At 62.1% G+C, this 25,749-nt stretch carries 28 protein-coding genes and 1 pseudogene; 18 read left to right on the top strand and 11 right to left on the bottom strand.

Annotation, left to right across the window (positions count from 1 at the left end; translation table 11 throughout):
- Positions 1–386 precede the first annotated feature (386 nt).
- From ASD99_RS31860 to ASD99_RS05830, 3 genes are read left to right on the top strand one after another with little or no spacing between them, the layout of a single operon-like run.
- Positions 387–848 carry an endonuclease domain-containing protein gene (locus ASD99_RS31860; protein WP_244497626.1) on the top strand — a complete coding sequence of 154 codons (462 nt, stop codon included), beginning with the start codon at positions 387–389 and terminating at the stop codon, positions 846–848.
- On the top strand, positions 845–3,415 hold the full coding sequence (locus ASD99_RS05835; protein ID WP_057142978.1) for a GcvT family protein: 2,571 nt from the start codon (positions 845–847) through the stop codon (positions 3,413–3,415). Before ASD99_RS31860 ends, ASD99_RS05835 begins: the two co-directional genes overlap by 4 nt.
- A 9-nt stretch (positions 3,416–3,424) precedes the next feature.
- Positions 3,425–4,780: a M24 family metallopeptidase gene (locus ASD99_RS05830; protein ID WP_057142977.1), complete on the top strand. Its 1,356-nt coding sequence runs from the start codon at positions 3,425–3,427 to the stop codon at positions 4,778–4,780.
- Here ASD99_RS05830 and ASD99_RS05825 read toward each other — a convergent pair.
- Both ASD99_RS05825 and ASD99_RS05820 read right to left on the bottom strand, forming a co-directional pair.
- Positions 4,745–5,572, bottom strand: a complete 828-nt coding sequence (locus tag ASD99_RS05825; protein WP_057142976.1) for a phosphate/phosphite/phosphonate ABC transporter substrate-binding protein — start codon at positions 5,570–5,572, stop codon at positions 4,745–4,747. The genes ASD99_RS05830 and ASD99_RS05825 overlap by 36 nt on opposite strands.
- Before the next feature lie 83 nt (positions 5,573–5,655).
- Complete coding sequence (locus ASD99_RS05820; protein WP_056596269.1) at positions 5,656–6,666, bottom strand: fatty acid desaturase; 1,011 nt, start codon at positions 6,664–6,666, stop codon at positions 5,656–5,658.
- Between the two features lie 223 nt (positions 6,667–6,889).
- Here ASD99_RS05820 and ASD99_RS05815 point away from each other — a divergent pair, with 223 nt between their 5' ends.
- Together ASD99_RS05815 and bmt are read left to right on the top strand one after the other, a co-directional pair.
- Positions 6,890–7,747: a helix-turn-helix domain-containing protein gene (locus tag ASD99_RS05815; protein WP_056596272.1), complete on the top strand. Its 858-nt coding sequence runs from the start codon at positions 6,890–6,892 to the stop codon at positions 7,745–7,747.
- Positions 7,748–7,878: 131 nt separating this feature from the next.
- Entirely contained in the window at positions 7,879–8,901 is a 1,023-nt protein-coding gene (bmt, locus tag ASD99_RS05810) for a betaine--homocysteine S-methyltransferase (protein ID WP_057142998.1), read from the top strand.
- A gap of 16 nt (positions 8,902–8,917) precedes the next feature.
- Here the strand turns inward: bmt and ASD99_RS33830 are convergent, their stop codons facing one another.
- From ASD99_RS33830 to ASD99_RS05795, 3 genes are all read right to left on the bottom strand, one after another.
- Complete coding sequence (locus ASD99_RS33830; protein WP_244483032.1) at positions 8,918–9,184, bottom strand: hypothetical protein; 267 nt, start codon at positions 9,182–9,184, stop codon at positions 8,918–8,920.
- A 212-nt stretch (positions 9,185–9,396) separates the two neighbouring features.
- The gene (locus ASD99_RS05800) at positions 9,397–11,505 is read right to left on the bottom strand and encodes a vWA domain-containing protein (protein ID WP_057142975.1); all 2,109 of its coding nucleotides are present in this window, start codon (positions 11,503–11,505) and stop codon (positions 9,397–9,399) included.
- 2 nt (positions 11,506–11,507) lie between these two features.
- Complete coding sequence (locus tag ASD99_RS05795) at positions 11,508–12,068, bottom strand: RNA polymerase sigma factor (protein ID WP_056596281.1); 561 nt, start codon at positions 12,066–12,068, stop codon at positions 11,508–11,510.
- 156 nt (positions 12,069–12,224) lie between these two features.
- Here ASD99_RS05795 and ASD99_RS05790 point away from each other — a divergent pair, with 156 nt between their 5' ends.
- The 6 genes and pseudogenes from ASD99_RS05790 (at position 12,225) to ASD99_RS05765 (ending at position 14,614) form a co-directional block, all read left to right on the top strand.
- Positions 12,225–12,548 (top strand): ArsR/SmtB family transcription factor, encoded by a 324-nt coding sequence (locus ASD99_RS05790; protein ID WP_056596284.1) that lies wholly within the window; start codon positions 12,225–12,227, stop codon positions 12,546–12,548.
- Positions 12,545–12,955, top strand: coding sequence for an SRPBCC family protein (locus ASD99_RS05785; protein ID WP_056596287.1), 411 nt, complete (start codon positions 12,545–12,547; stop codon positions 12,953–12,955). Before ASD99_RS05790 ends, ASD99_RS05785 begins: the two co-directional genes overlap by 4 nt.
- A gap of 58 nt (positions 12,956–13,013) precedes the next feature.
- Positions 13,014–13,235 (top strand): hypothetical protein, encoded by a 222-nt coding sequence (locus tag ASD99_RS05780; RefSeq protein WP_057142974.1) that lies wholly within the window; start codon positions 13,014–13,016, stop codon positions 13,233–13,235.
- 12 nt (positions 13,236–13,247) lie between these two features.
- Positions 13,248–13,687, top strand: a pseudogene (locus ASD99_RS05775) (DUF1801 domain-containing protein).
- Between the two features lie 83 nt (positions 13,688–13,770).
- Positions 13,771–14,163: a VOC family protein gene (locus ASD99_RS05770; RefSeq protein ID WP_057142973.1), complete on the top strand. Its 393-nt coding sequence runs from the start codon at positions 13,771–13,773 to the stop codon at positions 14,161–14,163.
- 43 nt (positions 14,164–14,206) lie between these two features.
- Complete coding sequence (locus tag ASD99_RS05765; RefSeq protein WP_056596296.1) at positions 14,207–14,614, top strand: DUF1801 domain-containing protein; 408 nt, start codon at positions 14,207–14,209, stop codon at positions 14,612–14,614.
- 34 nt (positions 14,615–14,648) lie between these two features.
- Here the strand turns inward: ASD99_RS05765 and ASD99_RS05760 are convergent, their stop codons facing one another.
- The 4 genes from ASD99_RS05760 to ASD99_RS05745 form a co-directional block, all read right to left on the bottom strand.
- A complete protein-coding gene (locus tag ASD99_RS05760) occupies positions 14,649–15,827 on the bottom strand; it encodes an NAD(P)/FAD-dependent oxidoreductase (RefSeq protein ID WP_056596299.1) in 1,179 nt (392 codons plus the stop codon).
- A gap of 100 nt (positions 15,828–15,927) precedes the next feature.
- The gene (locus tag ASD99_RS05755; protein WP_057142972.1) at positions 15,928–16,665 is read right to left on the bottom strand and encodes a dienelactone hydrolase family protein; all 738 of its coding nucleotides are present in this window, start codon (positions 16,663–16,665) and stop codon (positions 15,928–15,930) included.
- 106 nt (positions 16,666–16,771) lie between these two features.
- Complete coding sequence (locus tag ASD99_RS05750) at positions 16,772–17,461, bottom strand: 4Fe-4S dicluster domain-containing protein (protein WP_057142971.1); 690 nt, start codon at positions 17,459–17,461, stop codon at positions 16,772–16,774.
- A gap of 89 nt (positions 17,462–17,550) precedes the next feature.
- Complete coding sequence (locus tag ASD99_RS05745; protein WP_056596308.1) at positions 17,551–19,125, bottom strand: trimethylamine methyltransferase family protein; 1,575 nt, start codon at positions 19,123–19,125, stop codon at positions 17,551–17,553.
- A gap of 275 nt (positions 19,126–19,400) precedes the next feature.
- Here ASD99_RS05745 and ASD99_RS05740 point away from each other — a divergent pair, with 275 nt between their 5' ends.
- Positions 19,401–20,099, top strand: a complete 699-nt coding sequence (locus ASD99_RS05740) for a corrinoid protein (protein ID WP_027029468.1) — start codon at positions 19,401–19,403, stop codon at positions 20,097–20,099.
- Between the two features lie 85 nt (positions 20,100–20,184).
- Here ASD99_RS05740 and ASD99_RS05735 read toward each other — a convergent pair whose 3' ends face one another.
- Positions 20,185–20,322 (bottom strand): entericidin A/B family lipoprotein, encoded by a 138-nt coding sequence (locus tag ASD99_RS05735; protein ID WP_057142997.1) that lies wholly within the window; start codon positions 20,320–20,322, stop codon positions 20,185–20,187.
- A gap of 64 nt (positions 20,323–20,386) precedes the next feature.
- On the opposite strand from ASD99_RS05735, the gene ASD99_RS05730 reads away from it, so the two are divergent.
- Positions 20,387–21,019 carry a DUF1638 domain-containing protein gene (locus ASD99_RS05730; RefSeq protein WP_057142970.1) on the top strand — a complete coding sequence of 211 codons (633 nt, stop codon included), beginning with the start codon at positions 20,387–20,389 and terminating at the stop codon, positions 21,017–21,019.
- Here ASD99_RS05730 and ASD99_RS05725 read toward each other — a convergent pair.
- Entirely contained in the window at positions 21,009–21,938 is a 930-nt protein-coding gene (locus tag ASD99_RS05725; protein ID WP_057142969.1) for an NAD-dependent epimerase/dehydratase family protein, read from the bottom strand. The genes ASD99_RS05730 and ASD99_RS05725 overlap by 11 nt on opposite strands.
- Positions 21,939–22,059: 121 nt before the next feature.
- Here ASD99_RS05725 and ASD99_RS05720 point away from each other — a divergent pair, with 121 nt between their 5' ends.
- The 5 genes from ASD99_RS05720 (at position 22,060) to ASD99_RS05700 (ending at position 25,710) form a co-directional block, all read left to right on the top strand.
- Positions 22,060–22,635, top strand: coding sequence for a DUF4893 domain-containing protein (locus ASD99_RS05720; RefSeq protein ID WP_057142968.1), 576 nt, complete (start codon positions 22,060–22,062; stop codon positions 22,633–22,635).
- A 94-nt stretch (positions 22,636–22,729) separates the two neighbouring features.
- On the top strand, positions 22,730–23,512 hold the full coding sequence (locus tag ASD99_RS05715) for a formyl transferase (protein WP_056596321.1): 783 nt from the start codon (positions 22,730–22,732) through the stop codon (positions 23,510–23,512).
- A gap of 203 nt (positions 23,513–23,715) precedes the next feature.
- The gene (locus ASD99_RS05710; protein ID WP_056596324.1) at positions 23,716–24,018 is read left to right on the top strand and encodes a virulence factor; all 303 of its coding nucleotides are present in this window, start codon (positions 23,716–23,718) and stop codon (positions 24,016–24,018) included.
- On the top strand, positions 24,011–24,622 hold the full coding sequence (locus ASD99_RS05705; RefSeq protein ID WP_057142967.1) for a methylenetetrahydrofolate reductase C-terminal domain-containing protein: 612 nt from the start codon (positions 24,011–24,013) through the stop codon (positions 24,620–24,622). The genes ASD99_RS05710 and ASD99_RS05705 overlap by 8 nt, the downstream gene beginning before the upstream one ends.
- Entirely contained in the window at positions 24,619–25,710 is a 1,092-nt protein-coding gene (locus tag ASD99_RS05700; protein WP_056596329.1) for a methylenetetrahydrofolate reductase, read from the top strand. The genes ASD99_RS05705 and ASD99_RS05700 overlap by 4 nt, the downstream gene beginning before the upstream one ends.
- The last annotated feature ends 39 nt before the right edge of the window (positions 25,711–25,749 follow it).

The following is a 25,749-nucleotide window of genomic DNA, read 5'->3' as shown; positions in this document are numbered from 1 at the left end:
CCGCCCGGCCAGACATGCGCGTCCAGCCAATCTTTCGAAACATCAACTCCACAAATAATCTTGTTCACGGTAACCTGCCTTGTGCGTACGGTTGGAACAAGCGACTGTTCGGTCGTGCGTGATGAAGGCGAAGGTCCCAAGCTCTCCCGCGGCTGTAACCTCAGGTGGTACGGGCGACTTCGCCAAGCCAAGGTCCGGGCGGCCACCCGGACCTTGGCTCAATCGCTCTAATCCCACGAAATCTCTCTCGTGTAGATACAAGGTNTGGTACGGGCGACTTCGCCAAGCCAAGGTCCGGGCGGCCACCCGGACCTTGGCTCAATCGCTCTAATCCCACGAAATCTCTCTCGTGTAGATACAAGGTGGCGCCGCGAAGCGGCGACGGAGTGGGGGAAGCCCGCCCCGCAACACGCAGCCGCCGCAAAACGGGCACCACCCAGCGAGCCAGAAAACTCAGGCAAGATGACAACCAGGCCGAAGCGCTGCTTTGGCTTGAGTTAAAAGCCCGCAGACTTGGCGGCTACAAGTTCACGCGACAGTTCTCTATCGGACCATACTACGCGGACTTCGCCTGCCGCGAAAAATGGCTTGTCGTGGAAGTCGACGGGCCCCAACACGCCGGCAGTTCCTATGATCGCCGCCGCGATGATTTCATGCGCGCTCAAGGCTATTCGATCCTGCGTGTTTGGAGCGATGACGTCCTGAGACAGCGTACCTCGGTCTGTGAAACCATCCTCGCCGCGCTTGATGGCAGGCTGGTCGAGAACATCGCCGCATCCGATCTCCGCTTTGTTTTCATGCCGCACTCACCCGATTCAATCTCTTCAAAAACGGACCCATCTAGATGAAATCTCATGTAAAAGCGGTTGTCATCGGCGGCGGCGTCGTCGGCTGCTCGGTTCTCTACCACCTGGCCAAGGCCGGCTGGACCGACATCATGCTGATCGAGCGCTCCGAACTCACCTCTGGCTCGTCCTGGCACGCGGCGGGCGGCTTTCACACGCTGAACGGCGACCCCAACGTCGCCAAGCTGCAGGCCTATACGGTGCAGCTCTACAAGGAGATCGAGGAGATATCAGGCCAATCCTGCTCGCTGCACCTGACCGGCGGCGTGATGATGGCCGATACGCCCGAGCGCATGGACTTCCTGCGCCTTGCCCACGCCAAGGGCCGCTATCTCGGCATGGACACCGAACTGATCACCCCGTCCGAGGCCAAGGCGATGTTCCCGCTGATGGACGAGACCAATTTCGTCGGCGCCATGTGGGATCCGGTCGAAGGCCATCTCGACCCGTCCGGCACCACGATCGCCTACTCCAAGGCGGCCAAAAAACTCGGCGCCGAAATCGTGCTGCGCAACCGCGTCGTCGAACTGACGCAAGAGGTCGACGGCACCTGGAACGTCGTCACAGAACAGGGCACGGTTAAGGCCGAGCATGTCGTCAACTGCGGCGGCCTGTGGGCGCGCGAGATCGGCCGCATGGTCGGCGTCGAGCTGCCGGTGTTGGCCATGGAGCACATGTATCTCCTGACCGAGCCGATGCCGGAGGTCGAGGAATTCAACAAGTCGACCGGGCGCGAGATGATCGGCGTGCTCGACTTCAAGGGCGAGATCTACACCCGCCAGGAGCGCAACGGCATCCTGCTCGGCACCTATGAGAAGGCCTGCAAGCCGTGGTCGCCAGTCAACACCCCTTGGGATTTCGGCCATGAATTGCTGCCGCCGGACCTCGACCGCATCGCGCCGTCGCTGGAAATCGGCTTCAAGCATTTCCCCGGCATCGAGAAGGCCGGCATCAAGCAGATCATCAACGGCCCCTTCACCTTCGCGCTCGACGGCAACCCGCTGGTCGGCCCGGTACAGGGCCTGACCAATTTCTGGTGCGCCTGCGCCGTGATGGCCGGCTTCAGCCAGGGCGGCGGTGTCGGTCTGGCGCTGTCCAACTGGATGGTGCATGGCGACCCCGGCTTCGATGTCTGGGGCATGGATGTCACCCGCTTCGGCGAATGGGCAGGCCTGCGCTACACCAACGCCAAGGTGCGCGAAAACTATTCGCGTCGCTTCTCCATCCGGTTCCCCAACGAGGAACTGCCGGCCGCACGCCCGGCGCAGACGACGCCGCTCTACGACACGATGCTCGCCAACAATGCCGTCATGGGCGACTCCTGGGGTCTCGAAACGCCGCTCTGGTTCGCACCGAAGGGCAAGGAACCGAAGGACATTGTCTCCTTCCACCGTTCCAACGATTTTGGACCGATCGGCGAGGAAGTGCGCGCCACGCGTGATCGCGTCGGCGTCACCGAGATCGCCAACTTCGCCAAATACGAAGTGTCGGGCCCTGGGGCGGAAGATTTCCTCAACCGGCTGATGACCAACCGCATGCCGAAGACCGGCCGCATCGTGCTGACGCCGATGCTCAACGAATTCGGCAAGCTGATTGGCGACTTCACCATCGCCAAGGCATCGGAAGACCGTTTCATGATCTGGGGCTCGTCGGCGGCGCAGAAATACCACATGCGCTGGTTCGAAAAGCATCTGCCGAAGGACGGGTCGGTGCGCATCCACCGCTTCGACCAGACGCTGGTCGGCCTGTCGATCGCCGGGCCAAGCGCGCGGGATTTGCTACAAAAGCTCGTGGACGTCGACATCTCGACCAAATCCTTCCGCTTCATGGATTTCCGCGAGATGGCGGTTGGCGGCGCGCCGTGCCTGGTCAACCGCATCACCTACACCGGCGACCTCGGCTACGAGATCTGGATGGCGCCGGCCTACCAGCGCCTCGTCTATCATCAGATCAAGGACGCCGGCGAGGAATTCGGCCTCGTCGATTTCGGCATGCGCGCTCTGCTGTCGATGCGCCTGGAAAAGAACTTTCCGACCTGGTTCCGCGAGTTGCGGCCGATCTACGGACCGTTCGAAGGCGCGATGGACCGCTTCATCAAGCTGGAGAAAAACGATTTCATCGGCCGCGAGGCTGCCGCCAAGGAACAGGCCGAGGGACCAAAACTGCGCCGCGTCTCCTTCATCGTCGATGCCGCCGATGCCGATGTGATGGGCGACGAGCCGATCTGGGCCAAGGTCAGCAAGGACTATGGCACGGTGGAAAAGCCGCATGGCTACGGCGCGCCGCGCTTCGACAAGGCCGGCAAGGAAATACGCGGCTCCAAGGCTGCCGAAGGCGCGTCCGCCGTGCGCGGCATCATCGATGGCGACTGGCGTGTGGTTGGCTGGGTCACGTCGGGCGGCTACGCCCACTATGTGCAGAAGTCGATGGCGCAAGGCTATGTGCCGGCAGCCCTTGCCGAGGACGAAAGTGCGGGCCTGTTCGAGATCGAGATCCTCGGACACCGCCGGCCGGCCCGCATCAATGTCGAGGCGCCCTTCGACCCAAGCGGCGAGAAGATGCGGACGTGAGGTTCGGTCATGGAGAACGGGGCGCCAAAGGGCAGTTTTGGCCGCCATCGCAAGATCATGCCGTTCGAGCCAGGCTCGATCGAGGCTCTCCGCGACGCCTCCCGTCACAAGGCGGCGTCGCTCAACCAGCATGTGCTGGGCTATGGCGCACAGGCAGAGGCTGAATGGTTCGCGGCAGGCATTGCCGCTCCCGATCTGCCCGTCATGCGCCAATATCGGCTGGACCGCATCCGCGCCGAACTGAAGCGCCGTGGCTATGCCGGCGCCTTGCTCTATGACCCCGTCAACATCCGCTACGCCACCGACAGCACCAACATGCAGCTGTGGGTGGCCCACAATCCGACGCGGCATTGCTTTGTCGCCACTGAAGGCCCGGTGGTGCTGTTCGATTATTTTTCCTGCGAGCACCTGTCCGATCATTCCGGCGTGGTCGACGAGGTGCGGCCAGCGGTGTCGTGGATGTATCTTTATGGCGGCGAGCTGACCGAGCAGAAAGTCCGCCGCTGGGCCACCGGTATCGCCGATCTGGTCCGGGAACATGGCGGCGGCAACAGCCGCATCGCCGTCGACCACATCAACCCGGAAGGCGTCGAGGAACTCGCCCGACTCGGCATTTCCATCGGCAATGGCGAAGCGGTGATGGAAAACGCGCGGCTGATCAAATCACCCGACGAGATCCTCGCCATGCGCCGGGCGATCGTCGCTTGCGAGGCGGCGATGGGCGAGATGGAACAGGCGCTGAAGCCTGGCATTTCCGAGAACGAACTGTGGGCGGAACTTCATCGCGGCAACATTGCGCGCGGCGGCGAATGGATCGAGACCCGGTTGCTGACGTCGGGCCCGCGCACCAATCCGTGGTTCCAGGAATGCTCGTCACGCAAGATCGAGGCTGGCGACCTCGTCGCGTTCGACACCGACCTGATCGGCCCCTACGGTTTCTGCGCTGACCTGTCGCGCACATGGCTGTGCGGCGATACAAAGCCGACCAATGAACAGCGCGACCTGTTCCGCATCGCCGCCGATCAGATCAAACACAACACGGCTCTGATGCAGCCCGGCATCTCTTTCCGCGACCTTGTCGAACGCTCGGCGGTGCCGCCCGGCGACTGCTTCTCGACGCGTTACGGCGTGCTCTATCACGGCGTCGGCCTGGCCGATGAGTATCCGACGCTGCCGCATGCCAGCGACTGGACATCAGACACGCCGGACGGCCTGCTGGAACCCGGCATGGTGCTATGTGTGGAGAGTTACATTGGCCGGCTTGGCGGGCACGAAGGTGTCAAGATCGAGGAGCAGATCCTCATCACCGAGACCGGCAACGAACAGCTCTCAACCTACCCGTTGGATGCGAGGCTGCTCAGCTAGCCCAGCAATGGCCTCACGCAGCGCCCGGACCGTCTTTTCCGGCGTTGTTGCGGCGGTGATGTAAGGCAGGCCTTTGCGCCGTCCCGTCCAGCCGACGACCGCCACTTTTTTCGCCGCTTGATCGAAGCGTTGCGCCAGCGCCCAGCTCTCGCAGTCGATCGCCGCAACATCGGCGCTGCCTTCGGCAACGGCGATGATCGAAGCACGGTGGCCGTCGCTTTCGCTGCGAGACGAGAAGATGTCCAGGCTTTCGCCGGCCGCTTGCAGGTCGCGCGTCAGTCCGAGGAATCCCGACATCGAATCGAGGCTGTTGAAGGTGAAGCGCTTGCCACGGATCAGATCCAGCGGGAGCAAGGGGCTGCCATCCGCAGACGATCGAACTTCCGGCCCCTCGCCTTTCCGCATCACCAGAGCGCTCGAATAGAGTTCGCCCTGCCCGCCTTCATAGGCGTCGTAGCTCGGCTGGCCGACCACCTGCACATGCTTGGACAGGCCGAACTCCATCGGTCCCCAGCAGGTCTGAGCGAACAACAGTGCTGGGTGCAGCCACAGTCTGTGAAAATCGAGTTCGTCCGGCGGCAATGTCGCCGGGTCGGGCGCAACGAGTTTCCCCTCAGCATCGCGAATACCGCCCGGCACCGGTGGCAGGTCACCATTGCAGCGCACCAGGGTTTGCGGCGCGTCGATGCCCTTTTGCCGGAAGGCATCGCGCAACCGCGCCCACTGGGCGTCGACCTCGTCGCGCACTTCGGGCCCATCATACATCGGCAACGCCGCAATCAATTCGCTCATGTCGGAATCTGACCATTATGCCCGGGATTGAAGGGAACCGACCGCAGCCAGTCTAGCAGGCAGCACATGGCTGCCGCAAAAACTCATTCCTTGGGCGGCTCGGCGGGGACCGGCGCGCTGCCAAGCCCGCTGATGCTGCGCGCCCTGATGCGCGGCTTGAAGGCCCTGCCCGGTTCCGGTGCGCGCCGCAGCACCGGGTGCACGATCGGTTCTTTCGCCTTGAAGGCATAGGCTTTGATCAGCGCGAAATAGTTCGGATAGGCATAGCCATTGTTCATCCGCAGCCATTCCTCACGGCGGTCACGAAACAGCTTGGGCAGCTTGTACCAGGCTACGGTCGGCGTCTTGTGGTGGACGAAATGCAGATTGTTGTTGAGGAACAGGAACGACAGCGGCGAGCGCTCGACGATCACCGTGCGGCCTTCCGGATGTTCCGACCATTGATGCTCGGCGAAAGTGCGGATCGAGATCAGCGACTGGCCGAGCCAGACCGGCACCAGAATGTAAAGCCACAGCGGGATGCCGAAGCCGAACTGGACGATCGGTATCACGATGGCAAGGCCGATCGCATGCAGCAGCCACGCCTTGCGGATCGCCTGGTCGCCGGCGATCATTTGCCTGGCGTCGTCGATGAAGAAGCCGACGCAGGACAGCCAGGGGCCGAGCACGAAACGGCCGGCCATGGTGTTGTTGATCTTGAGCAGGAATTTCATCGTCGGCGGCAGCTCGTCATGCTGCCAGAGGGCTTGATAATAGCTCTCGGGATCGTCCAGCGGATCGGTCAGCCGCTCGTCGGCGTGGTGGCGCAGATGGATGGTCTTGAAGCGGCGGAATGGCCAGACCAGACCGATCGGCAGGAACACAAAGGCTTCGTTGACCCGCGCGTTGCGCGTCGGATGACCGTGCAGCACTTCGTGCATAATCGAGGACTGCAGTGCGGCGGTGAAAGCCAGGACGGCGAGTGCCAGGACGGGGTAGGATGGCCAGAGTAGGAAACCCGTGGCGAGCCATGCTGCGTAACAGAAGAAGGCGAGTACCACGGTCGGCCACTCGATGGCCGGTACGCTGTGTCGCCTGATGCTCTTGCTCGTCATGCTATCGACCACTGTCCCTCAGTCGCCGGAATTGGTTCCTGACAGCATTGTGTCAGGAGAAATGATTCCACTCAACGAGACAAAGTGCACAAACTGTTGCGATTGCGCATTTTTGACCGCACATGTTATATATTGTAAACAGACTTAGGGATTAATTTACGCCTGAAGCAGCCCCAGAGCGGCTTCGGCGCAAATTTTTCCTCAATCGGCCTGGAGCACGGACATGGACAAGCGCGACCTGTCGACGATCTTCCGCGAACGCCTGAAAATGCTCTTGACACGCTCCGACCTCAACCAGTCGGCCTTCGCGACCGCGGTCGGCATCGACCGCTCGGCGCTGTCGCAGCTGCTGTCGGGCGCCTCGACCCGCCTGCCCCGCGCCGAAACGCTGCTCAACATCGCCGCCGAGTTCAAGGTGTCGCTGGACTGGCTTCTCGGCCTCAGTCAGGACGAAGGCCTCACCGGCGAGATCCGCGAGAGCCTGGAGATCGAGGAAGCGCCCGACGGTTTCGACCGCACGCTTCTGGCCAAATGGCACGCCGAGGCGGCAGGTACCAAGATCCGCTACGTGCCGGCCGGCATTCCCGACCTTCTGCGCACCGAAGCGCTGGTCGACTACGAGGCGGGCATCGCCAACAAGAGCCGCCTGGCGCAGGCCGGAGAAACGCAATACCGCATCGATTATAACAGGCGGCCGGAAACCGACATGGAAGTCTGCATGCCGCGCCACACGCTGGAGATCTTTGCCCGCGGGCTGGGTGTCTGGGACCGTTTCCCCGAAGCCGACCGGCGCGCGCAGCTGCTGCACATGGCGACGCTGCTCGACGATCTCTACCCGACCTTCCGGCTGTTTCTCTATGACGGGCGGATGCGCTATTCGATCCCCTACACCATCTTCGGGCCCTATCGTGCCGCCATCTATGTCGGCGACATGTATCTGGTGCTAAACGCCACCCAGCCGATCCAGACGCTGATCCAGCACTTCGACAATCTCATCCGCGCCGCCGACATCAATGCACATGAGGCGGCCGGCTTCGCGCACAGACTGGCCGGCATGTCGTTCCCAACAGGCACTGTCTGAGCTTCCGCAATCATGATCCCTCGGATGGAAACCCGCCGCCGCATTGGCGGCCGCGCTGCCGTTATTTCATTGACTACACATAAAGACTTCTTTATATCCTTATTCGACTTCGAAACATGAAAGCCCATCCGATGACGACCACCAACCCGATCGATGCGCTGCTGGCTGAAAAGGGCGTGCTGTTGGCCGATGGCGCCACCGGCACCAATTTGTTTGCCATGGGTCTGGAGGCCGGCGAGGCACCCGAGCTGCTGAACGAGACGGCGCCTGACACCATCACCAGCCTGCACCAGAATTTCGTCGATGCCGGCGCCGACATCATCCTCACCAACTCGTTCGGGGGCACCCGTCACCGCTTGAAGCTTCACCATGCGCAGGATCGCGTGCATGCGCTGAACAAGCGCGCCGCCGAGCTCGCGCGCGCCGTCGCCGACAAGGCCGGCCGCAAGGTGATCGTCGCCGGCTCGGTCGGCCCGACCGGCGAATTGCTGGTGCCGCTTGGCGCCATGACCTATGACGAGGCGGTCGACGCCTTCGCCGAGCAGATCGAGGGCCTCAAGGAAGGCGGCGCCGAAGTTGCCTGGATCGAGACGATGTCGGCTCCCGATGAGATCCGCGCCGCCGCCGAGGCTGCCATCCGCGTCGGCCTGCCCTACACCTACACCGGTTCCTTCGACACAGCCGGCCGTACCATGATGGGCCTGCTGCCGAAGGACATCCACGGCGTCACCGATGGCTTGTCGCAGACGCCGCTCGGCGTCGGCGCCAATTGCGGCGTCGGCGCGTCCGACATCCTGGCCTCGCTGCTCGACATGACCGAGGCGAAACCGGAGGCAACGGTGATCGTCAAGGGCAATTGCGGCATTCCCGAATTCCGCGGCACCGAAATCCATTATTCCGGCACGCCCGAACTGATGGCCGACTATGTCAGGCTCGCCGTCGATGGCGGCGCCAAAATAATCGGCGGCTGCTGCGGCACCTCGTTCCAGCACCTTGCCGCCATGCGCAAGGCGCTCGACGCGCACACCAGGGCGGATCGTCCGACGGTTGCCGCGATCGTCGAGCGCATCGGTCCGATGCGCAACAAGGTGGCGACGGAAAACACCGTCGAAACCAGCGAAGCCCGCCGCGAGCGCCGCCGCAGCCGGGCCTGACCTTATCGGTTTTCGATTATTCGCTGTTGTCGGCGTAGCTTGACTGCGCCGACTTGAAATCGACCACATTGTCGCCGCGCCTCGTCATCAGCGCGCCGGATGAAACCGGATCGGTTATCTGCTCCAGCATAACGCGGAAGCGGTCGTTGGTCAGCGCCGACATGGCGGTGTTGCGCGCCTGTGCGACATCGTCACTGATACGCCTGGATTCTGATGATGGGGCTGATGAAACCGAGACGTCCCGTGCCGGGGGCATCGAGTTGGCGATACTTCTGATCTGCAATTTCGGCTCCCTCAAGCCCAGTACACCTGTCCCGTGTAGCAAGAGGGAGTTGCGATCCGGTACCGGAAATGCCGTGCAATTTAACGACCAGGAAATTCCTCAAAAAAAGGCCGGCAAGAGAATGAACCCCTCGCCGGCCTGCCTCACCCGCCCGTTGGTCGGTTTCCCGTATCAGAACGATCCCATCTGAAAGAAACCGGCCTTCATCACCACTACCGGTTACCGCCCAGCGCCGAGGCAAGGCGCACAAGCGAGAGGAACTCGGACCTGTACCCAAACGGGTCGGCTCCTCGAGCGGCAGTGGCGATCTCCAGGATCTTGTCGTAACCGAACTTCGCGGTCGCATCCTCGTCGCGCAGCTTCTGGCCGAAGGCGGCGACAGCGACCGAGAAACGCTGGTCGGTGCTGGCCTGGTCGAAGGACGAAATCTCGTTGGCGGAGGTCACCGGCGTGGTGATCAGCTTCGAGACGTCTTCATTCGGCAGCTTGTAGCGGATCTTGACGAAGGCATATTCGTCCGCATTGGCGACGCCGCCATTATTGACCGTAGCCTGGCCATAGCGCAGCGGATCGATCTGCTCGCCGCCACTGCCCTTCGGCGTGATCTCGTAGATCGCGGTGACCGAGTGGCCGGAGCCGATATCGCCGGCATCGACGCGGTCATTGTTGAAATCCTCGCGGTTCAAGGCGCGGGTCTCGTAGCCGATCAGGCGATATTCGGAGACCTTGTTCGGGTTGAACTCGACTTGGATCTTCACGTCCTTGGCGATGGTGAACAGTGTCGAGGAGGCGTCCTCGACCAGCACCTTTTCCGCTTCGGCCAGCGTGTCGATATAGGCGGCGGTGCCGTTGCCGTTCTGGGCGATGGTCTGCATCATCTGGTCGTTCAGATTGCCGCGGCCGAAGCCGAACACCGACAGGAAGACACCGGTCTTGCGCTCCTTTTCGATCAACCGCTTCAGATCATCGTCGTCGCTCTGGCCGACATTGAAGTCGCCGTCAGTGGCAAGCATCACCCGGTTGACGCCATCCTTGACGAAGGATTTTTGCGCCAACCTGTAGGCTTCCTTGATGCCCGCCTCGCCGGCCGTGCTACCGCCTGGCGTCAAATTGTCGATGGCACTGAGAATCTTGTCCTTTTCAGACGCCTTGGTCGGCTCCAGAACTGTGCCGGCGTCACCCGCATAGGTGACGATCGAGATGGTGTCGTCCGCCTTCAGCTTGCTGACCAGCAGTCGGAAAGCCGATTTGAGCAGCGGCAGCTTGTCCGGCTCGTCCATCGAGCCCGAGACATCGATCAGGAAGACCAGATTGGCCTTCGGCTGCTCGGCCGGCTTGACGTCAAAGCCCTTGATGGCGACATGCATCAGCCTGGTCTGCGTGCTCCACGGCGTCGGCATCACGCTGACGGTCGAGTTGAACGGTGTCGATGCAGAATCCGGACCCTTCCAGTCATAGGGGAAGTAGTTGATCATCTCCTCGACGCGCACCGTATCGGCCTGCGGCAGGGTGCCCTGCTTCAGCGAGCTGCGCACAAAGGAATAGGAGGCCGTGTCGACGTCGATCGAGAAGGTCGAGACTGGATCCTCGAGTGCCGCATGCACCGGATTGGTCTTGAAATCCTCGATGCGGTCGCGGTTTTCCGGTTGCGGCTGCATCTGGTCGGCCGGCGCCATGGCCGGTTGCTGTTGCACCATCAGCTTGGACTCGGCCGGCATGCGGGCCCGCGACGTGCTGGGCGCACTTGTCGTGCCATCGAGCGCAAACCCACCAGTCGGGGCTGGCGTGGGCGCCTTCTTGTTGGTCTGCAAAGTGCCGTATTCTGTTTCGTTGATTTTCGCCGGAGCTTCGGATTTCGGCGGCGAAGCTGGCGCAAGCAGCGCGTCAGCAGCGTCTCGGCTTTCCGCATCCGCGTCGGCCTTCTTGTCCTTGTCCAACTCGGTGCGGACCGGCTTCGGCTCGGCGGTCGTCGGCTTCACGGTCGCCGGCTTGTCGGCCAGCGTCTCGCTGATCTTCTCGTCGCCGCCGAATTTGGGCGGCTGTTCCCTCAGCAGATGGAAGGTGGCGTATCCGGCGATCGGCAGGGCGACGAGCCCGGCAAGGGCCGGCGTGGCAATGAGTTTCTTTTGCATGATCTCGCTCCAGAGCTTTTGTGCTCGCTCTGTGAGACGAAGCCCGCCAACCGATCCTTGGGTGACAGAAGAAATATTTTCCTGATCGTAGGCGCGCAGGGCGGCGTCGAAGGCGCGCGCCTTCGCGCCCTCGCCCGGTGCCGGTGCTGCGATGTCGCGCAGTCTCTTGAGTTCGTTGTCGTCGACCATGGTCACACTTCCCCGGCCGAGCGCATCAGCGTCTTCAGCCGTTTCTTCGCTTCATGGATGTGCCAGGAAACCGTCGTCTCCGAGATCGCCATCGCCTCGGCGGCGGCCGCGTGGCTCAACCCTTCGCCATAGACCAGCAGCACCGCGTCGCGTTGCTTGTCGGGCAATTGCCGAACCGCTACCCAGAGCGCTTCGGCCGGGTCCTCCGGTTCGACTGACGCCTCGCCCGAGATCAGCGCATGGACGCCGTAGGCCTCGGTCTTGACCGTCTCGCGTGCGGTCTTGCGCATCATGTCGCGCGCGGCGTTCATCGTCACGGAATAGAGCCATGTCGTGAAAGCGCCGCCGCCGCGATAGTCGCGGATCGCCTTGCCAAGCCTGACGCAGACTTCCTGGGCGATGTCTTCGGCATCGGCCTTCCTGCCGCACCAGCGATAGGCGGCGCGATAGACGAAGTCATAGTGCCTTTCCAGCAATGTGCTGAAGGCCCCCCTGTCTCCGCCCTTCGCCCGCCCGATCAGTTCGGCGTCGGAGGCTTCGCTTTCATCCAGCATCATCGCCATCATTTGCCTGTTGGACGAAGGCTAATGGCCAATCCTTGGGGCAATGGAAAGATTTTTTTGGAAACGGCCGGATCGTGCCCCATCGACGCCCCGCTTGACACATACATATCTCGACGGTTATACGTCGATCAATAGCCACCGGGTTATCAATCCCAAATGACCAACGCTCACGATGTCCTCTTCAGAACGCTCTCCGATCCGACGCGTCGGGCGATCTTCGAGCGCCTGTGCCAGCAAGGCGAGCAGACCGTTGGCGCTTTGACGGCTCAGTCCGGGGTCTCGCAGCCGGCGGTGTCGAAACATCTCGGCGTGCTTCGGCAGGCCGGGCTGGTGCGCGACCGCCATGAGGGACGGCAGACCCATTATAGCGCCCAGCTGGCAGCACTTTCCCCACTGACCGACTGGACGAACCAGATGAACGCTTTCTGGCAGAGCCGGTTCGACGACCTCGAAAATTTGCTCAAAAGAATGGACCAATGACCAACACTGCGACCGAAACGCGCTCCGTCGTCGTCGAACGTGAGATCCCCTATCCGCCGGAGAAGATCTGGCGGGCGCTCACCCAACCGCATCTGATCGAGGAGTGGCTGATGAAGAACAACTTCAAGCCAGTCGTGGACCACCGCTTCAATCTCAGCGCGGACTGGGGCGGCGTCGACTGTCAGGTCCAGACGGTCGAGCCCAACAAGACGCTGTCCTACACCTGGGACACCAAGGATCTCGAGAGCGTGGTCACCTGGACGCTCACCGCTACGAACACGGGAACCCATCTGCGCATGGAGCAGACGGGCTTCCGGCCGGATCAGCAGCCATATTTCCGCGGCGCCACGGTCGGCTGGCAAAAGTTCCTTACTGCCCTGGAAGGCGTCCTGGCGCGGCTGGATTGAAACCGCCGGCAGGCGGATCGATGGATCCGCTTCGGCTCTGCTTTAACGGGAGGTGTCATTGGACTGGAACAAGTGGATCCGGAAAATTCATCGCTGGCTGTCGATCATCTTTACGCTGACCGTCATCGCCAACTTCGTCACCATGGCATTTGGGCAGCCTCCCGCCTGGGTGGTCTACTCGCCGCTCTTGCCGCTCTTCCTGCTGCTGTTCAGCGGCCTGTACATGTTCGTGCTGCCCTATGCCGCCAAGGAGCGCGGCGTGCAGCGTGCCGGCGGATAGGAGTGGGCGGGAATGGCCAAGACGTTGGGACAATCGACCAAGGCCAAGGCTGCGCCGGTCCTGCTCTCGGGCGGCAACCCGCAAATCGCCAAGGGCGAAGGCGACGCCCCGGTGCAGGCCTACATCGCCGCAATGCCGGGCTGGAAGCGCGGCCTCGGCGAGCGCCTCGAGGCGCTCAACGTGCGCAACGTGCCCCATGTGCGCAAGGCCGTGCGATGGAACTCGCCGTTCTACGGCATCGAGGGCCAGGGCTGGTTCGTGTCGTTTCATGTCTTCACCCACTACGTGAAGGTGACTTCTTCAGCGGCATGTCGTTGCAGCCGGTCCCACCCGGCGGCACGGTGAAGAGCAAGGACCTGCGCTGGATCGACATCCGCGAAGACCAGTTCGACGAGGCTCAGATGGCGGGCTGGGTGAAACAGGCCGCCGCCCTTCCCGGCTGGATCCCGTAGCGGCCGCAACGAAGTCTGCGAGCAAAATTCAAATTCTTTCCTGCCGAAAGGGCGGGACCGAAGACGACAAAGGAGAAGTAGCGATGAAGATCAAGCTGACCAGCGTGTATGTGGACAACCAGGAAAACGCACTGCGCTTCTACACCGACGTGCTGGGCTTCACCAAGAAGGCCGATTTCAGCAATGGGCCTTTTCGCTGGCTGACCGTGGCCTCGGCCGAAGATCCTGATGGAACCGAGCTGCAGCTCGCGCTCAACGACAACCCGGCTGCCAAGGCCTATCAGGAAGCCATCTTCAAGCAGGGTCAGCCCGCGGTCATGTTCTTCACCGACGACGTCAAGGGCGACTACGAGCGCATCAAGGCGAAGGGTGGCGCGTTTATCAAGCCGCCGACCGAGGTGACCGGTTCGACCATCGCCCAGCTGAACGACAGCTGCGGCAACCTCGTTCAGATCACCCAGCTGGCGCGCTGGTAGTAGGACAGCGGTTGAAACGCGTCGAGGCAGAGGAAGGCAAACAATGAACCCGTCCGAACAGATCGACCAGTTGATCGCCGGCCTCACGGACTGGCGAGCCGAGACGCTCGCCGGTATCCGCAAGACCATCCTTGCAGCCGACCCGGACATCGTCGAGGAGTGGAAGTGGATGGGCAGTCCTGTATGGTGCCTCGACGGGAACATCGTGGTCGGCAACGCCCACAAGGACAAGGTGAAGCTCACCTTTTCCCATGGTGCCGGCCTGCCGGACCCCGACAAGCTGTTCAACAACGGTTTTGGCGGCAAGGTCTGGCGGGCAATCGATATAGTTGAGGGCGATAGGCTCGATGAGCGTGCCCTGAAAGACCTCGTCCGTTCCGCCATCGATTACAACCAGGCCAAAAAGAAGAAGAAAGCGCCTGCGGGGACTCGAGCGAAGGTGCAGAAGTAGCATCATCGCAATTTTCGAATTGACGCGTTTGACCCTAAGCCGCCTGGCCCGCCACCCAGCCCGACGACCACGCCCACTGGAAATTGTAGCCACCCAGCCAGCCTGTGACATCGACGGCTTCGCCGATGAAGAACAGGCCCGAAACGGATTTCGCCTGCATCGTCTTCTGGTCCAGTCCGTTGGTGTCGACCCCGCCCAGCGTCACTTCGGCGGTGCGGTAGCCCTCGGAACCGGCAGGCTTGATGCGCCAGTCATTGACCGCGGCGGCGACAGTCTTGATCTGGGCGTCGGAAAGATCGGCGAGGTTGCCGTCGATCCCGGTTCGTTCAGTGATCGACTGTGCAAGCCGCTTCGGCAGATGATTTGCCAGCACGGTCTGCACCGCCTGCCGCCCATTACCGCGCTTGGCGATACGAATGAGGTCCGCCACGTCAACTCCCGGCAGCATTGCGATGCGGATTTCGTCGCCCTCGCGCCAATAGGACGAGATCTGCAGGATGGACGGTCCGCTGACGCCGCGATGCGTGAACAGCATCGCTTCGGAAAACCGCGTCTTGCCGCAGGCGACTTCCGCGTTGACGGCATTGCCGGCCAGCGGCGCCAGCCGCTCGAGCGTGTTGGCATCGAAAGTCAGCGGCACCAGTGCCGGCCGCGTTTCGACAATGGCGAGGCCGAACCGTTCGGCAAGCTCATAGCCGAAGCCGGTCGCCCCCATCTTGGGGATCGACTTGCCGCCGCAGGCCACAACAACGGACTGGCAGAAAACCGTACCCGTGGAGAGGGTGAGCACAAATCCCTCCACGGTTTTGCGAACATCCTCAACACTGGTCGACAGTGCCAGCTCCACGCCCCTGCCCTGCATTTCCGAGACCAGCATGTCGATGATCTGGCGCGCGGAGCCGTCACAGAACAATTGTCCCAGCGTCTTTTCGTGATAGGCGATGCGGTGGCGTTCGACGAGCGCGATGAAATCGCGCTGCGTATAGCGGCTGAGCGCCGAAATGCAGAAATGCGGATTGCCCGACAGAAAGTTCTTTGGGCTGGCATGGATGTTGGTGAAATTGCACCGGCCGCCGCCGGAGATGCGGATCTTTTCGCCAGGCATTGCCGCATGATCGAGGATCAGCACCGAACGGCCGCGCTTGGCCGTCTCCACGGCGCACATCATTCCGGCGGCACCCGCGCCGATGATTACCACATCAAAGGATTGCATCAGGCTATTCGTTCCCGCTCGACCCGCTCATCCGGGGTCGCGCCATTTGTGCTGCCTGATAGCGCGAACGGGCCAGACAGCCAACAGCTGAACGAAGGGCTCAGATCAGTGTTTCGGCGAACAGCGTCGTCAATCGCTTCCAGTGGCGTTCGGCACCCGCGGCATTGAAAACGCTATGATCGGGTACGCACCAGCCATGTGCCACGCCGACATAGTTCTCGATGACATGGTCGACTTCCGCGACCCTGAGCGCTTCGGCCAGGCGCGCCGACTGTTCCGGCGGGAAACTCCTGTCGACGCCGGATGTGCCGACATACACTCGCGCCTTAATGGAGGCCGCCATGCGATGCGGGCTGTCGGCGGCGTCGCTGGCCAGATTTCCACCATGGAAGCTCGCGGCCGCCTTTATCCTCTCGGGATAGATTGCAGCCGCATTCAATGCCCGGCCGCCACCCATGCAGTAACCAACGGTGCCGACCGGTCCGGTGACACCTTCAGCCGAGAGCGCGTCGAGGAACGCACCGCTGTCGCTGATGGTCATCTCCTGCGGGGTGCCTGTGACCAACGCCATCAGCGCCGCCTTGGTCTTTTCCTCTACGAAGGCGGTCTTGGCGTCGAAGGGCCCGTAAGGCGCATTACGGTAGAACAGATCGGGCACCAGCACCGCATAACCATCATTCGCCAGCCGCTCGGCCATGCTGTCGAGCGCCGGCCGCGGACCGAAAGCGTCCTGATAAAGAATGACACCAGCCTTGGCCGAAGATGCGTTTGCCGAGCGGAAAAGCCCTGCATTGGCGACGCCATCCCTGGTCTTGATCTGGAGGTCCTGCTTCGTCATCGCCCGCTCCGTTCCGTTGTCGTGCGATACATATCCGGCCAAACCAATACGGCAAGGCGTTCCCTGAACGCGGCGGTCAACATTTCGTGCAGGATTGCGTGACGGGTTACAGAACCGCGAATGCTGCCATATGAAAAGCCTGGACCTCCGGTGGGTAGCGATAATCGGTACCATAGGGACAGGCATTTCGATCAAGGCAACCGCCGGTCCGGCAGGGTTCGCCATTCGCTCCCCGCACATGCGCCAGGCAGGACGGGTAGACGAATTCCTGCGGAGAATAAGCGTCTACCGGACAGGATTTCAGGCACGGTTTTTCGACACAGGTATCGCAAAGGTGGGGCGCTGGCTCGGCGGCTTGAACCGGAAGCTCGTACCCGAACAGCAGCGCGCCGCGATAGGCGTGCCAGAGCCCGTATTGCGGGTGCATGAGGATGCCGAGCGGTGAAGGCTTCAGCCCCTCCGCCCGCATCGCCCATTGCTGGAACGGCAGATAAGGTCTGTCAGATGGCGAAACGGCCCTCGCCCCGAATGTGTCCGCCACGGCGCCGATCACTTCGCGCGACCACGTGTCGAGCGGATTGGCGATGCTCCGTGGTTGCTTTTCCCGCCAACGCAGGAAATGCGGCCAGGGTGCAGCGCCCGCCTGCCCCACCAGCAGGACGGCCGCTGCCGGTGCACCTGATGATCCTGTTGGCGGCGCATCGCCTGGGGCAAAATTGAAGCCGCCGCGAAGGACAAGGCCGTTGGCGTGAAGCGCCGCAGCAATGCGGTCAACGCTGCCGGCGGGCACAATCATTCCTTCTTGATCGGATCGGAGAACGCGCTCCGCCAGACTTCCTTGTGGATGATGTTGGCGACTTTAGCCCCGCCTGACTCGGGCTCCTTTCAAGTGAAGGCGTCGGGCATCGACCCCTTCTTCTTGGCGATGAAGTCCTTCAAGGCTTCGTCGATGCTCGGATCGAGATGCGGCGCCTCGTAGCTTTCCAGCCAGCGGCGGGCAAGTTCGTTGGCGCGCTGCGGCGCGGTCTTCTCGCCCTCGGCCAGCCACTGCTCGTAGGAATTGTTGTCGGCGATGTTGGAGCGGTAGAAGGCGGTCTGGAAATTGGCCTGGGTGTGGTCGCAGCCGAGATAGTGGCTGCCTGGCCCGACCTGGCGGATGGCGTCCATCGCCTGGCCGTTTTCCGACAGATCGACGCCCTCGGAGAATTTCTGCGTCATGCCGAGCTGGTCGATGTCCATCATGAATTTTTCGTAACAGGAGGCGAGCCCGCCCTCGAGCCAGCCGGCCGAATGCAGCACGAAATTGGTGCCGGCCAGGATGGTCGAGTTCAGCGTGTTGGCACTTTCATAGGCTGCCTGCGCATCTGGAACCTTGGACGCGCAGAGTGAACCGCCGGTGCGGAACGGCAGGCCGAGGCGGCGGGCCAGCTGTGCGGCGCCGTAGGAAACCAGCGACGGCTCCGGCGTGCCGAAGGTCGGTGCGCCCGACTGCATCGAGATCGACGAGGCGAAGGTGCCGAACAGCACCGGTGCGCCGGGGCGGATCAGCTGCGTGAACGACGCGCCGGCCAGCACTTCGGCCAGAACCTGCGTCAGCGTGCCGGCGACCGTCACCGGGCTCATCGCACCGGCAAGGATGAACGGCGTGACGATGCAGGCCTGGTTGTGGCGCGCGTAGACCTTCAGCGCGCCGAGCATGGTCTCGTCGAACACCATCGGCGAGTTGGCGTTAATCAGGCTGGTCAGCACCGTGTTGTTCTCGACGAAATCGTCGCCGAACACGATCTTGGCCATGGCGACGGTGTCTTCGGCGCGTTCCGGCGCGGTCACCGAGCCCATGAACGGCTTGTCGGAATATTTGATGTGGCTGTAGATCATGTCGAGATGGCGCTTGTTGACCGGCACGTCGACCGGCTCGCACACTGTGCCGCCCGAATGATGGATCGACGGCGCCATATAGGCGAGCTTCACGAAATTCTGGAAATCCTCGATCGTCGCGTAACGCCTGACACCGTCGAGGTCACGCACGAAGGGCGGGCCGTAGACCGGCGCGAAAACGGTGGCATTGCCGCCGATCTGCACCGAACGCTCGGAATTGCGGGCGTGCTGGGTGTAGATGGAGGGCGCGGTCTTCAGCAGTGAGCGGCACAGACCCTTCGGAAAGTGCACGCGCTCGCCCTTGACGTCGGCGCCGGCTTCTTTCCACAATTGCAGCGCCTCCGCATCGTCGCGGAAGATAATTCCGATCTCCTCGAGCACTGTATCGGTGTTCTTCTCGATCAGCGCCAAGCCTTCTTCGTCCAGCACCTCATAAACGTTGATCTTGCGCTTGATGTAGGTGAGCTGGGTACCCGGACCGCCGCCCGAACGTGCTGCCCGCCGGGCAGCAGCCCCGCCGCTGGCGCCGCGCCCACGTCGCGCGTTTGACGCTTCCTGATCGACTGCCGCGTGTTCGCTCATGGTGGTTCTTCCCTGAATCTGTTCTTGTCTGGAATCCATAGCGGCTGCCTCTCGCCGCTTCTTGCCAGATCGTAGCCATGCACCCTATTCGAAACGGCCCGCCAGCGCCAACGCCTGTCGCAAAATCGACAAGAATTCCAAGAGAGTTACGGTCGCTTTCCTTTTGCGGGAAGTCGCAAATCAGCTATGGATACATGCCCCCAGCGGGTTAGGTATGAACGCGAATATTTTGTGCCTTGCGACATGGTCGCGATGCCGGCAGGAGCTCGATACAAATGTCCGACGACGAGATCATTCTTTCCGAACTTTCCGACGACGAGTTGGTGCAGCAGATGCACGATGATCTCTATGACGGGCTGAAGGAAGAGATCGAAGAAGGCACCAACATCCTGCTCGAGCGCGGCTGGGTGCCCTACAAGGTGCTCACCGAGGCGCTGGTCGAGGGCATGCGCATCGTCGGCGAGGATTTTCGCGACGGCATCCTGTTCGTGCCCGAAGTGCTGTTGTCCGCCAATGCGATGAAGGCCGGCATGTTCATCCTGCGCCCGCTGCTCGCCGCCACCGGCGCGCCCAAGCAGGGCAAGATGGTCATCGGCACCGTCAAGGGCGACATCCACGACATCGGCAAGAACCTCGTCGGCATGATGATGGAAGGTGCCGGCTTCGATGTCATCGATCTCGGCATCAACAATGCGGTCGAGAAATATCTCGATGCGATCGAGCAGCACCAGCCCGACATCATCGGCATGTCGGCGCTTTTGACCACGACCATGCCCTACATGAAGGTCGTCATCGATACGATGAAGGAAAAGGGCATTCGCGACGACTATGTCGTGCTGGTCGGCGGCGCGCCGTTGAACGAGGAATTCGGCAAGGCCGTCGGTGCCGATGCCTATTGCCGCGACGCGGCGGTGGCGGTCGAGACCGCCAAGGACTTCATGAAGCGCAAGCACAACGTCCGCGCTTCCGCCTGACCCAAGGCATCAGGATGGACCGACAAGAAAAGCCGCGCCTTGCAGCGCGGCTTTTTTGTTCCCAGATGATGGACGAGGCTGCCAATCAGTTGGCGACAGTGTCCTTGACCGCCCTGGCCGTCGATTTGACGTCCTTGCCGACGCCGCGAACGGTGTTCGCGCAAGCCGTAAGGGCAAGGACACAAGCAAGAATGGCAATCGGTGCGATGCGAAGCAGTTTCATGGACGGTGTCTCCCTCAACAGATAAATTAGCGCGACAGCAACGAAGGCCGGCTCGACGGGTTCCATGGCCAAGACGCAAAAAACGAAACCGAATCAAGACGACAGGCTGCTCGTTATCGCCTGCGGGATGATTGCGCGCGAAGTTCTGGCCGTCAAGGAACAGCTCGGACTGGATCACCTCGACCTGACTTGCCTGCCGGCGGAATTCCATTTCTATCCCGACCGCATCGCTCCGGCCATGGACAAGGCAATCGAAAAGGCCAAGGCCGAAGGCTACATCAACATCTTCGTCGGCTATGCCGATTGCGGCACCGGCGGCCTGCTCGACCGCATCTGCGAAAAGCACGGCGTCGAGCGCATGGCCGGCCCGCACTGTTTCGCCTTCTATCAAGGCATGGAGGCCTACGCGAAAATCGCCGACGACGACATGATGTCGTTCTACATGACCGACTTCCTCTGCCGGCAGTTCGACGCTTTCTTCATGAAGCCGCTCGGCCTCGACAAGCACCCGGAGCTGATCAAGGACTATTTCGGCAACTACGAGAAGCTGATCTACCTTGCCCAGACCAACGATCCGGAACTCGACAAGGTCGCCGAAAAGGCCGCCAAAATGCTCGGTCTCGTCTATGAACGCCGCGCCACGGGCTATGGCGACCTCACGGCCGGAATGGCACACGCCGCTGCTGTCACGGGCTAGGCAACCCCTCTTCCACCCGCAGCGCCGCAAGCACATCGGCAAAGCTCGTCTTGCAGACAAAACCCAGCCTGTCCCTCGCACGCGACGCGTCGTAGACGCGGTCGATGGAAGAAAACATCGTCCAGCCCTTTCGCGCGTAAACCGTCGGAAAGTCCGGGAAATAGCGCGCGACGACCGATGGAGCGTCGGCGATCAGCGCCGCGCTATCATCGGGCCGGAAAGGTGTCAGCGCCGAGACGATGAAAATGTCAAATCCCAGTTGCGGCGCCTTCTCCAAGGCTGCGACATGAGCCTCCGCCGCATCTTCCACCGTCAAGCGCCGAAATAGCAATTCGTTCGCCTTGGTATTGGCATCCGACTGTTCGATCGCATGCGCCATGTCGTCGGCTTCGGGAAAGAAGCGGGCCGTGCGCAGCACCATCACCGGCAACCCGTGCTGGATATGATAGAGGCGGCACAGATGCTCAGCCGAAAGCTTGGTGACGCCATAGATGTTGCGCGGCTCGGGCGACATCGCCTCCGTCAGCCATGCCGCTTTCCGAGCACCACCGCTGAACCCGTCGCGTATCGCTTGCGAAATCATCAGCGAGGTCGTCGAGGTGAAGACGAAGCGCTGCACGCAGGCCGCCACCGCCGCGTCGAGCAGGTTCAGCGTGCCTTGCACGTTGGTGGCAACGAAATCGCTGTTGGCGCGGTTCTCGATGTTGGGCTTGTGCAGCGCGCCGCTATGGATGATCGCCTCGATCCGGTTGTCGCGGACGGTGCGCATGACAAGGTCGCGGTCGGCAATCGAGCCGATCATCTGCGTTTGCGCCGATGGAACGGGATCGATCCCGGTGACATCGTGCCCAAGTGCGCGCAGACGCGGCGCCAGCGCGCTGCCCAGCCAACCCGACGATCCCGTGAGCAAGATTCGCATTCGTCACACCATGATTTTTGACCGTGACGCTGTTAAGCACGGATGACAGGCGCCAGCGACCCGATAAACTATGCACCAGATGGCAGCGGCGCTGCGCCAGACATCAACCGGGAGGCCTCCGATGACACTTCGCCCTCTGCTCGCCCTTGTCGGCCTGCTCTGCTGCACTCTCCCCGCACTCGCCGATGGCGAGGTGCAGACACTGATCACCGCCGCCGACAAGGCGCGGCTCGACAAATATGGCGAGACCCGCAAGGCAGCGCTGGCCGAAGCGAAAGCCGGCGACCCCGCCGAGGTCAGGCAACTCGATGCCTTGCTGACAAAGCCGCTGGTGGCCTTTTCCGACGAGGACCTGACCGGCAACTGGCGGTGCCGCACCATCAAGGCCGGGGGACCTTTGCCGCTCGTCATCTATGGCTGGTTCAAGTGCAAGGTGACCGATGACGGTTCTGGCTGGCGGCTGGAAAAGATCAGCGGCTCGCAGCGCACCAAGGGCCGTTTCTTCGACGATGGCGAGAAACGCTCGATCTATCTCGGCTCCTTCTATGTCAACAGCGATCCGGCAAAGCCCTATGGCAGCGGCCCGCAGACCGACCAGGTCGGCTATGCCTTCCGCAACAGCGCCAAGGAATGGCGCATTGAATTCCCGGCACCCTATTACGAATCGAAGCTCGATATCATCGAATTCAAGCGCTGACCGTGTATCGAAGAGCTGATCACCAAGGATTAACCCGGACGTTCTAGCATCCCGCCCATTGTCGAGCACGGGTCGCTTGGAGGGGGAGAGATCCATGGCAGCGTCGCAATCCAGTCCGCGACCGATCGTGATCGTCACCGGAGGCGGCCCGCATGTCTGGGCTATCGTCAACGCGATCGCCGACCGCGTCGGCCCTGTCAGCGTCGTCCTCGAAACGCCTGAATCCAAAAAGCAATTGCTGCGTGGCCGCGCTCGCCGCCAGGGCTGGATCTCCGCCATCGGCCAGCTCGGCACCATGGTGCTGAGCAGACTGGGCAAGCGGCTCCTCGCCGGCCATGCCGCTCGGCTGATAGCCGAGGAGAAGCTCGAGATCGAGCCGCGGCGAGGCCAGGAGATCATCCATGTTGCTTCCGCCAACGGGCCGGAGTGCCTCGCGGCGATCGAGAAGCTCCAGCCTGGCGTTGTCCTGCTTAACGGCTGCAGGCTGTTGTCGAAGGACATGTTGGCCAGGATGCCTTGCCCGGTGCTCAACTATCACGCCGGCATCACGCCGAAATACCGCGGTATGAATGGCGGCTACTGGGCGCTGACATCAGGCGATCCGCAGAATTTCGGCACCACCGTTCATCTGGTCGATGCCGGCGTCGATACGGGCGCCGTGCTGAAACAGGTACGGGGTCAGCCAAAACGCGGCGACACCATTTCCAGCTATGCACTTCGCCAGGCCGCGTTCTCGCGCGACATTTGCGTCGAGGCGGTCGGCGACGTGCTGGCCGGAAAACTCACTACCGTCGACCCGGGCCTGCCATCGCAACAATGGTACCACCCGACGATCTGGTTCTACCTCTGGACAGGCCTGAAAACCGGCATCTGGTAGCGCGTCCTTCGTCCGGAACAACATGCCGCGCGCCGGCTTTTCGGATGCGTCGACTGGGCCATCGACACACGCCGCAAACGAATAAACCCACCTTTCATTTTACGACATCCAAATGCGTCGCTTTTGAATGCGCGCGCGTCGTCCCATAACAAGCGGCCCACCTGCGCTTCCGGCAATGCTCCGATATCGAGGAGTGAGAATTCATGGCCGATCTGATCGTCGTCTACTGGCGCGACATCCCTGCCCAAATCATCGTCAAGAAGGGCCGGCAGAACGCCAAGCGCGAACTGCCGCTGCGCTTCACCGAGGCGATCGACATGTGCGCCATGCGCACCGGCGCCGGCGGCACCGACGACTATTTGGCCGAATGGCGCAAGGCTGATCCCATACCGGTCGGCGATGACCTCGAAGCCGAAGTCGAGAAGGCATTCAGCGACATCGACACCAAATACGACCGCGAGCGGCTGGTCGCTCTGGTCAAGGCGGGCGGCAAAGAAAATGTCTGAAACCACCCCGGCGGTTACCCAGGCCACTCTGGTCAAGAAGGCAGCGCCGAAATCCGACTACAAGCCGGCCGACGTATCGCCGCAGCGGCGCGTGCAGCGTTCTTTCGCGGTCCGGCTTTGGTCGGTCAGGCATTCGCGCCTGCTCGAATGGTTCTATGCCAAATTCGCCGACATGTTTCTGCTCCTTCATCCCCTGTGGAAGGGCATAGGTTACGGCCGCATCGAAGGGCCGATCAAATTTGTCGAGAAGCGCGTCAAGGGCTTCATGTTCGACTGCCGCATGTGCGGCCAGTGCATATTGTCGTCGACCGGCATGTCGTGCCCGATGAACTGCCCCAAGCAATTGCGCAACGGCCCCTGCGGCGGCGTCCGCGCCAACGGCAATTGCGAGGTCGAACCCGATATGCCCTGCGTCTGGGTCAAGGCCTGGGAAGGCTCGCAGAACATGGTCCACGGCGACAGTATCCTGACGGTGCAGAAGCCGGTCGACCAGTCGCTTCGCGAAACCTCGGCCTGGCTGCGGGTGACCGCGCAGGCGGCCGCCGCGCGCGAAGCCGCCGCTGCCGCCAAGAATGGGGCGGCAAACACCGGGGCACCGGCATGATCGGACGCCAGCGCGACGAGAACCCGGACGGCATCCACCTGCCGCTCGCCCCCCTGCCCGGCCACACCTCGCGCGGCCGGCTGGAGCGCGTCCTTCGGCGCGGCGAGTTCGCGGTGACGACGGAGCTCAATCCACCCGACAGCGCCGATCCGGAAGACGTCTATAACAGGGCGAAAATCTTCGACGGCTGGGTCGACGCCATCAACGCCGTCGATGCGTCGGGCGCCAACTGCCACATGTCGTCGGTCGGCATCTGCGCGCTTTTGACCCGCATGGGCTATGCGCCGATCATGCAGATCGCCTGCCGCGACAAGAACCGCATCGCCATCCAGGGCGACGTGCTTGGCGGGGCTGCGATGGGTGTCGCCAACATGCTGTGCCTCACGGGCGACGGCGTGCAGGCTGGCGACCAGCCAGGCGCCAAGCCGGTGTTCGACCTCGACTGCATGTCGTTGCTGGAGACCTGCCGCATCATGCGCGACAACGGCAAGTTCCTGTCCGGCCGCAAGCTGACGACGCCGCCGCAGCTGTTCCTGGGTGCTGCGATCAATCCGTTCGCGCCGCCGATCGACTTCCGTCCGCATCGGCTGGGCAAGAAGATCGCCTCCGGCGCGCAATTCGTGCAGAGCCAGTATTGCTTCGACGTGCCGATGTTCCGCACCTACATGCAAAAGGTCCGCGACCTCGGCTACACCGAAAAATGCTTCATCCTGGTTGGCGTCGGGCCGCTCGCCTCGGCCAAGACGGCCAAGTGGATCCGCTCGAACGTGCCGGGCATCCATATTCCCGATTCGATCATCAAGCGACTGGAAGGCGCCCAGGACCAGAAGAAGGAAGGCAAGCAGCTCTGCATCGACATCATCAACGAGGTGAAGGAAATATCCGGCGTTTCCGGCGTCCATGTGATGGCCTATCGGCAGGAGGAATATGTCGCGGAGATCGTCGATGAATCGGGCGTGCTGAAGGGCCGCCAGCCATGGAAACGCGAGATCCGTCGCGACGACCAGATGGTCGCCGACCGGCTCGAAAGCATCTTGCACGACGACATTACCGAAACGCAGGTGGACATGGTGAAGACCGCGCACTGACGGCGCGGACGGCCACCCATTCGCTTGAACGAAAACAGA

This window comes from Mesorhizobium sp. Root695, from assembly GCF_001428185.1.
GTDB lineage: Bacteria > Pseudomonadota > Alphaproteobacteria > Rhizobiales > Rhizobiaceae > Mesorhizobium.
This window is presented reverse-complemented; position numbering and strand designations above follow the sequence as displayed.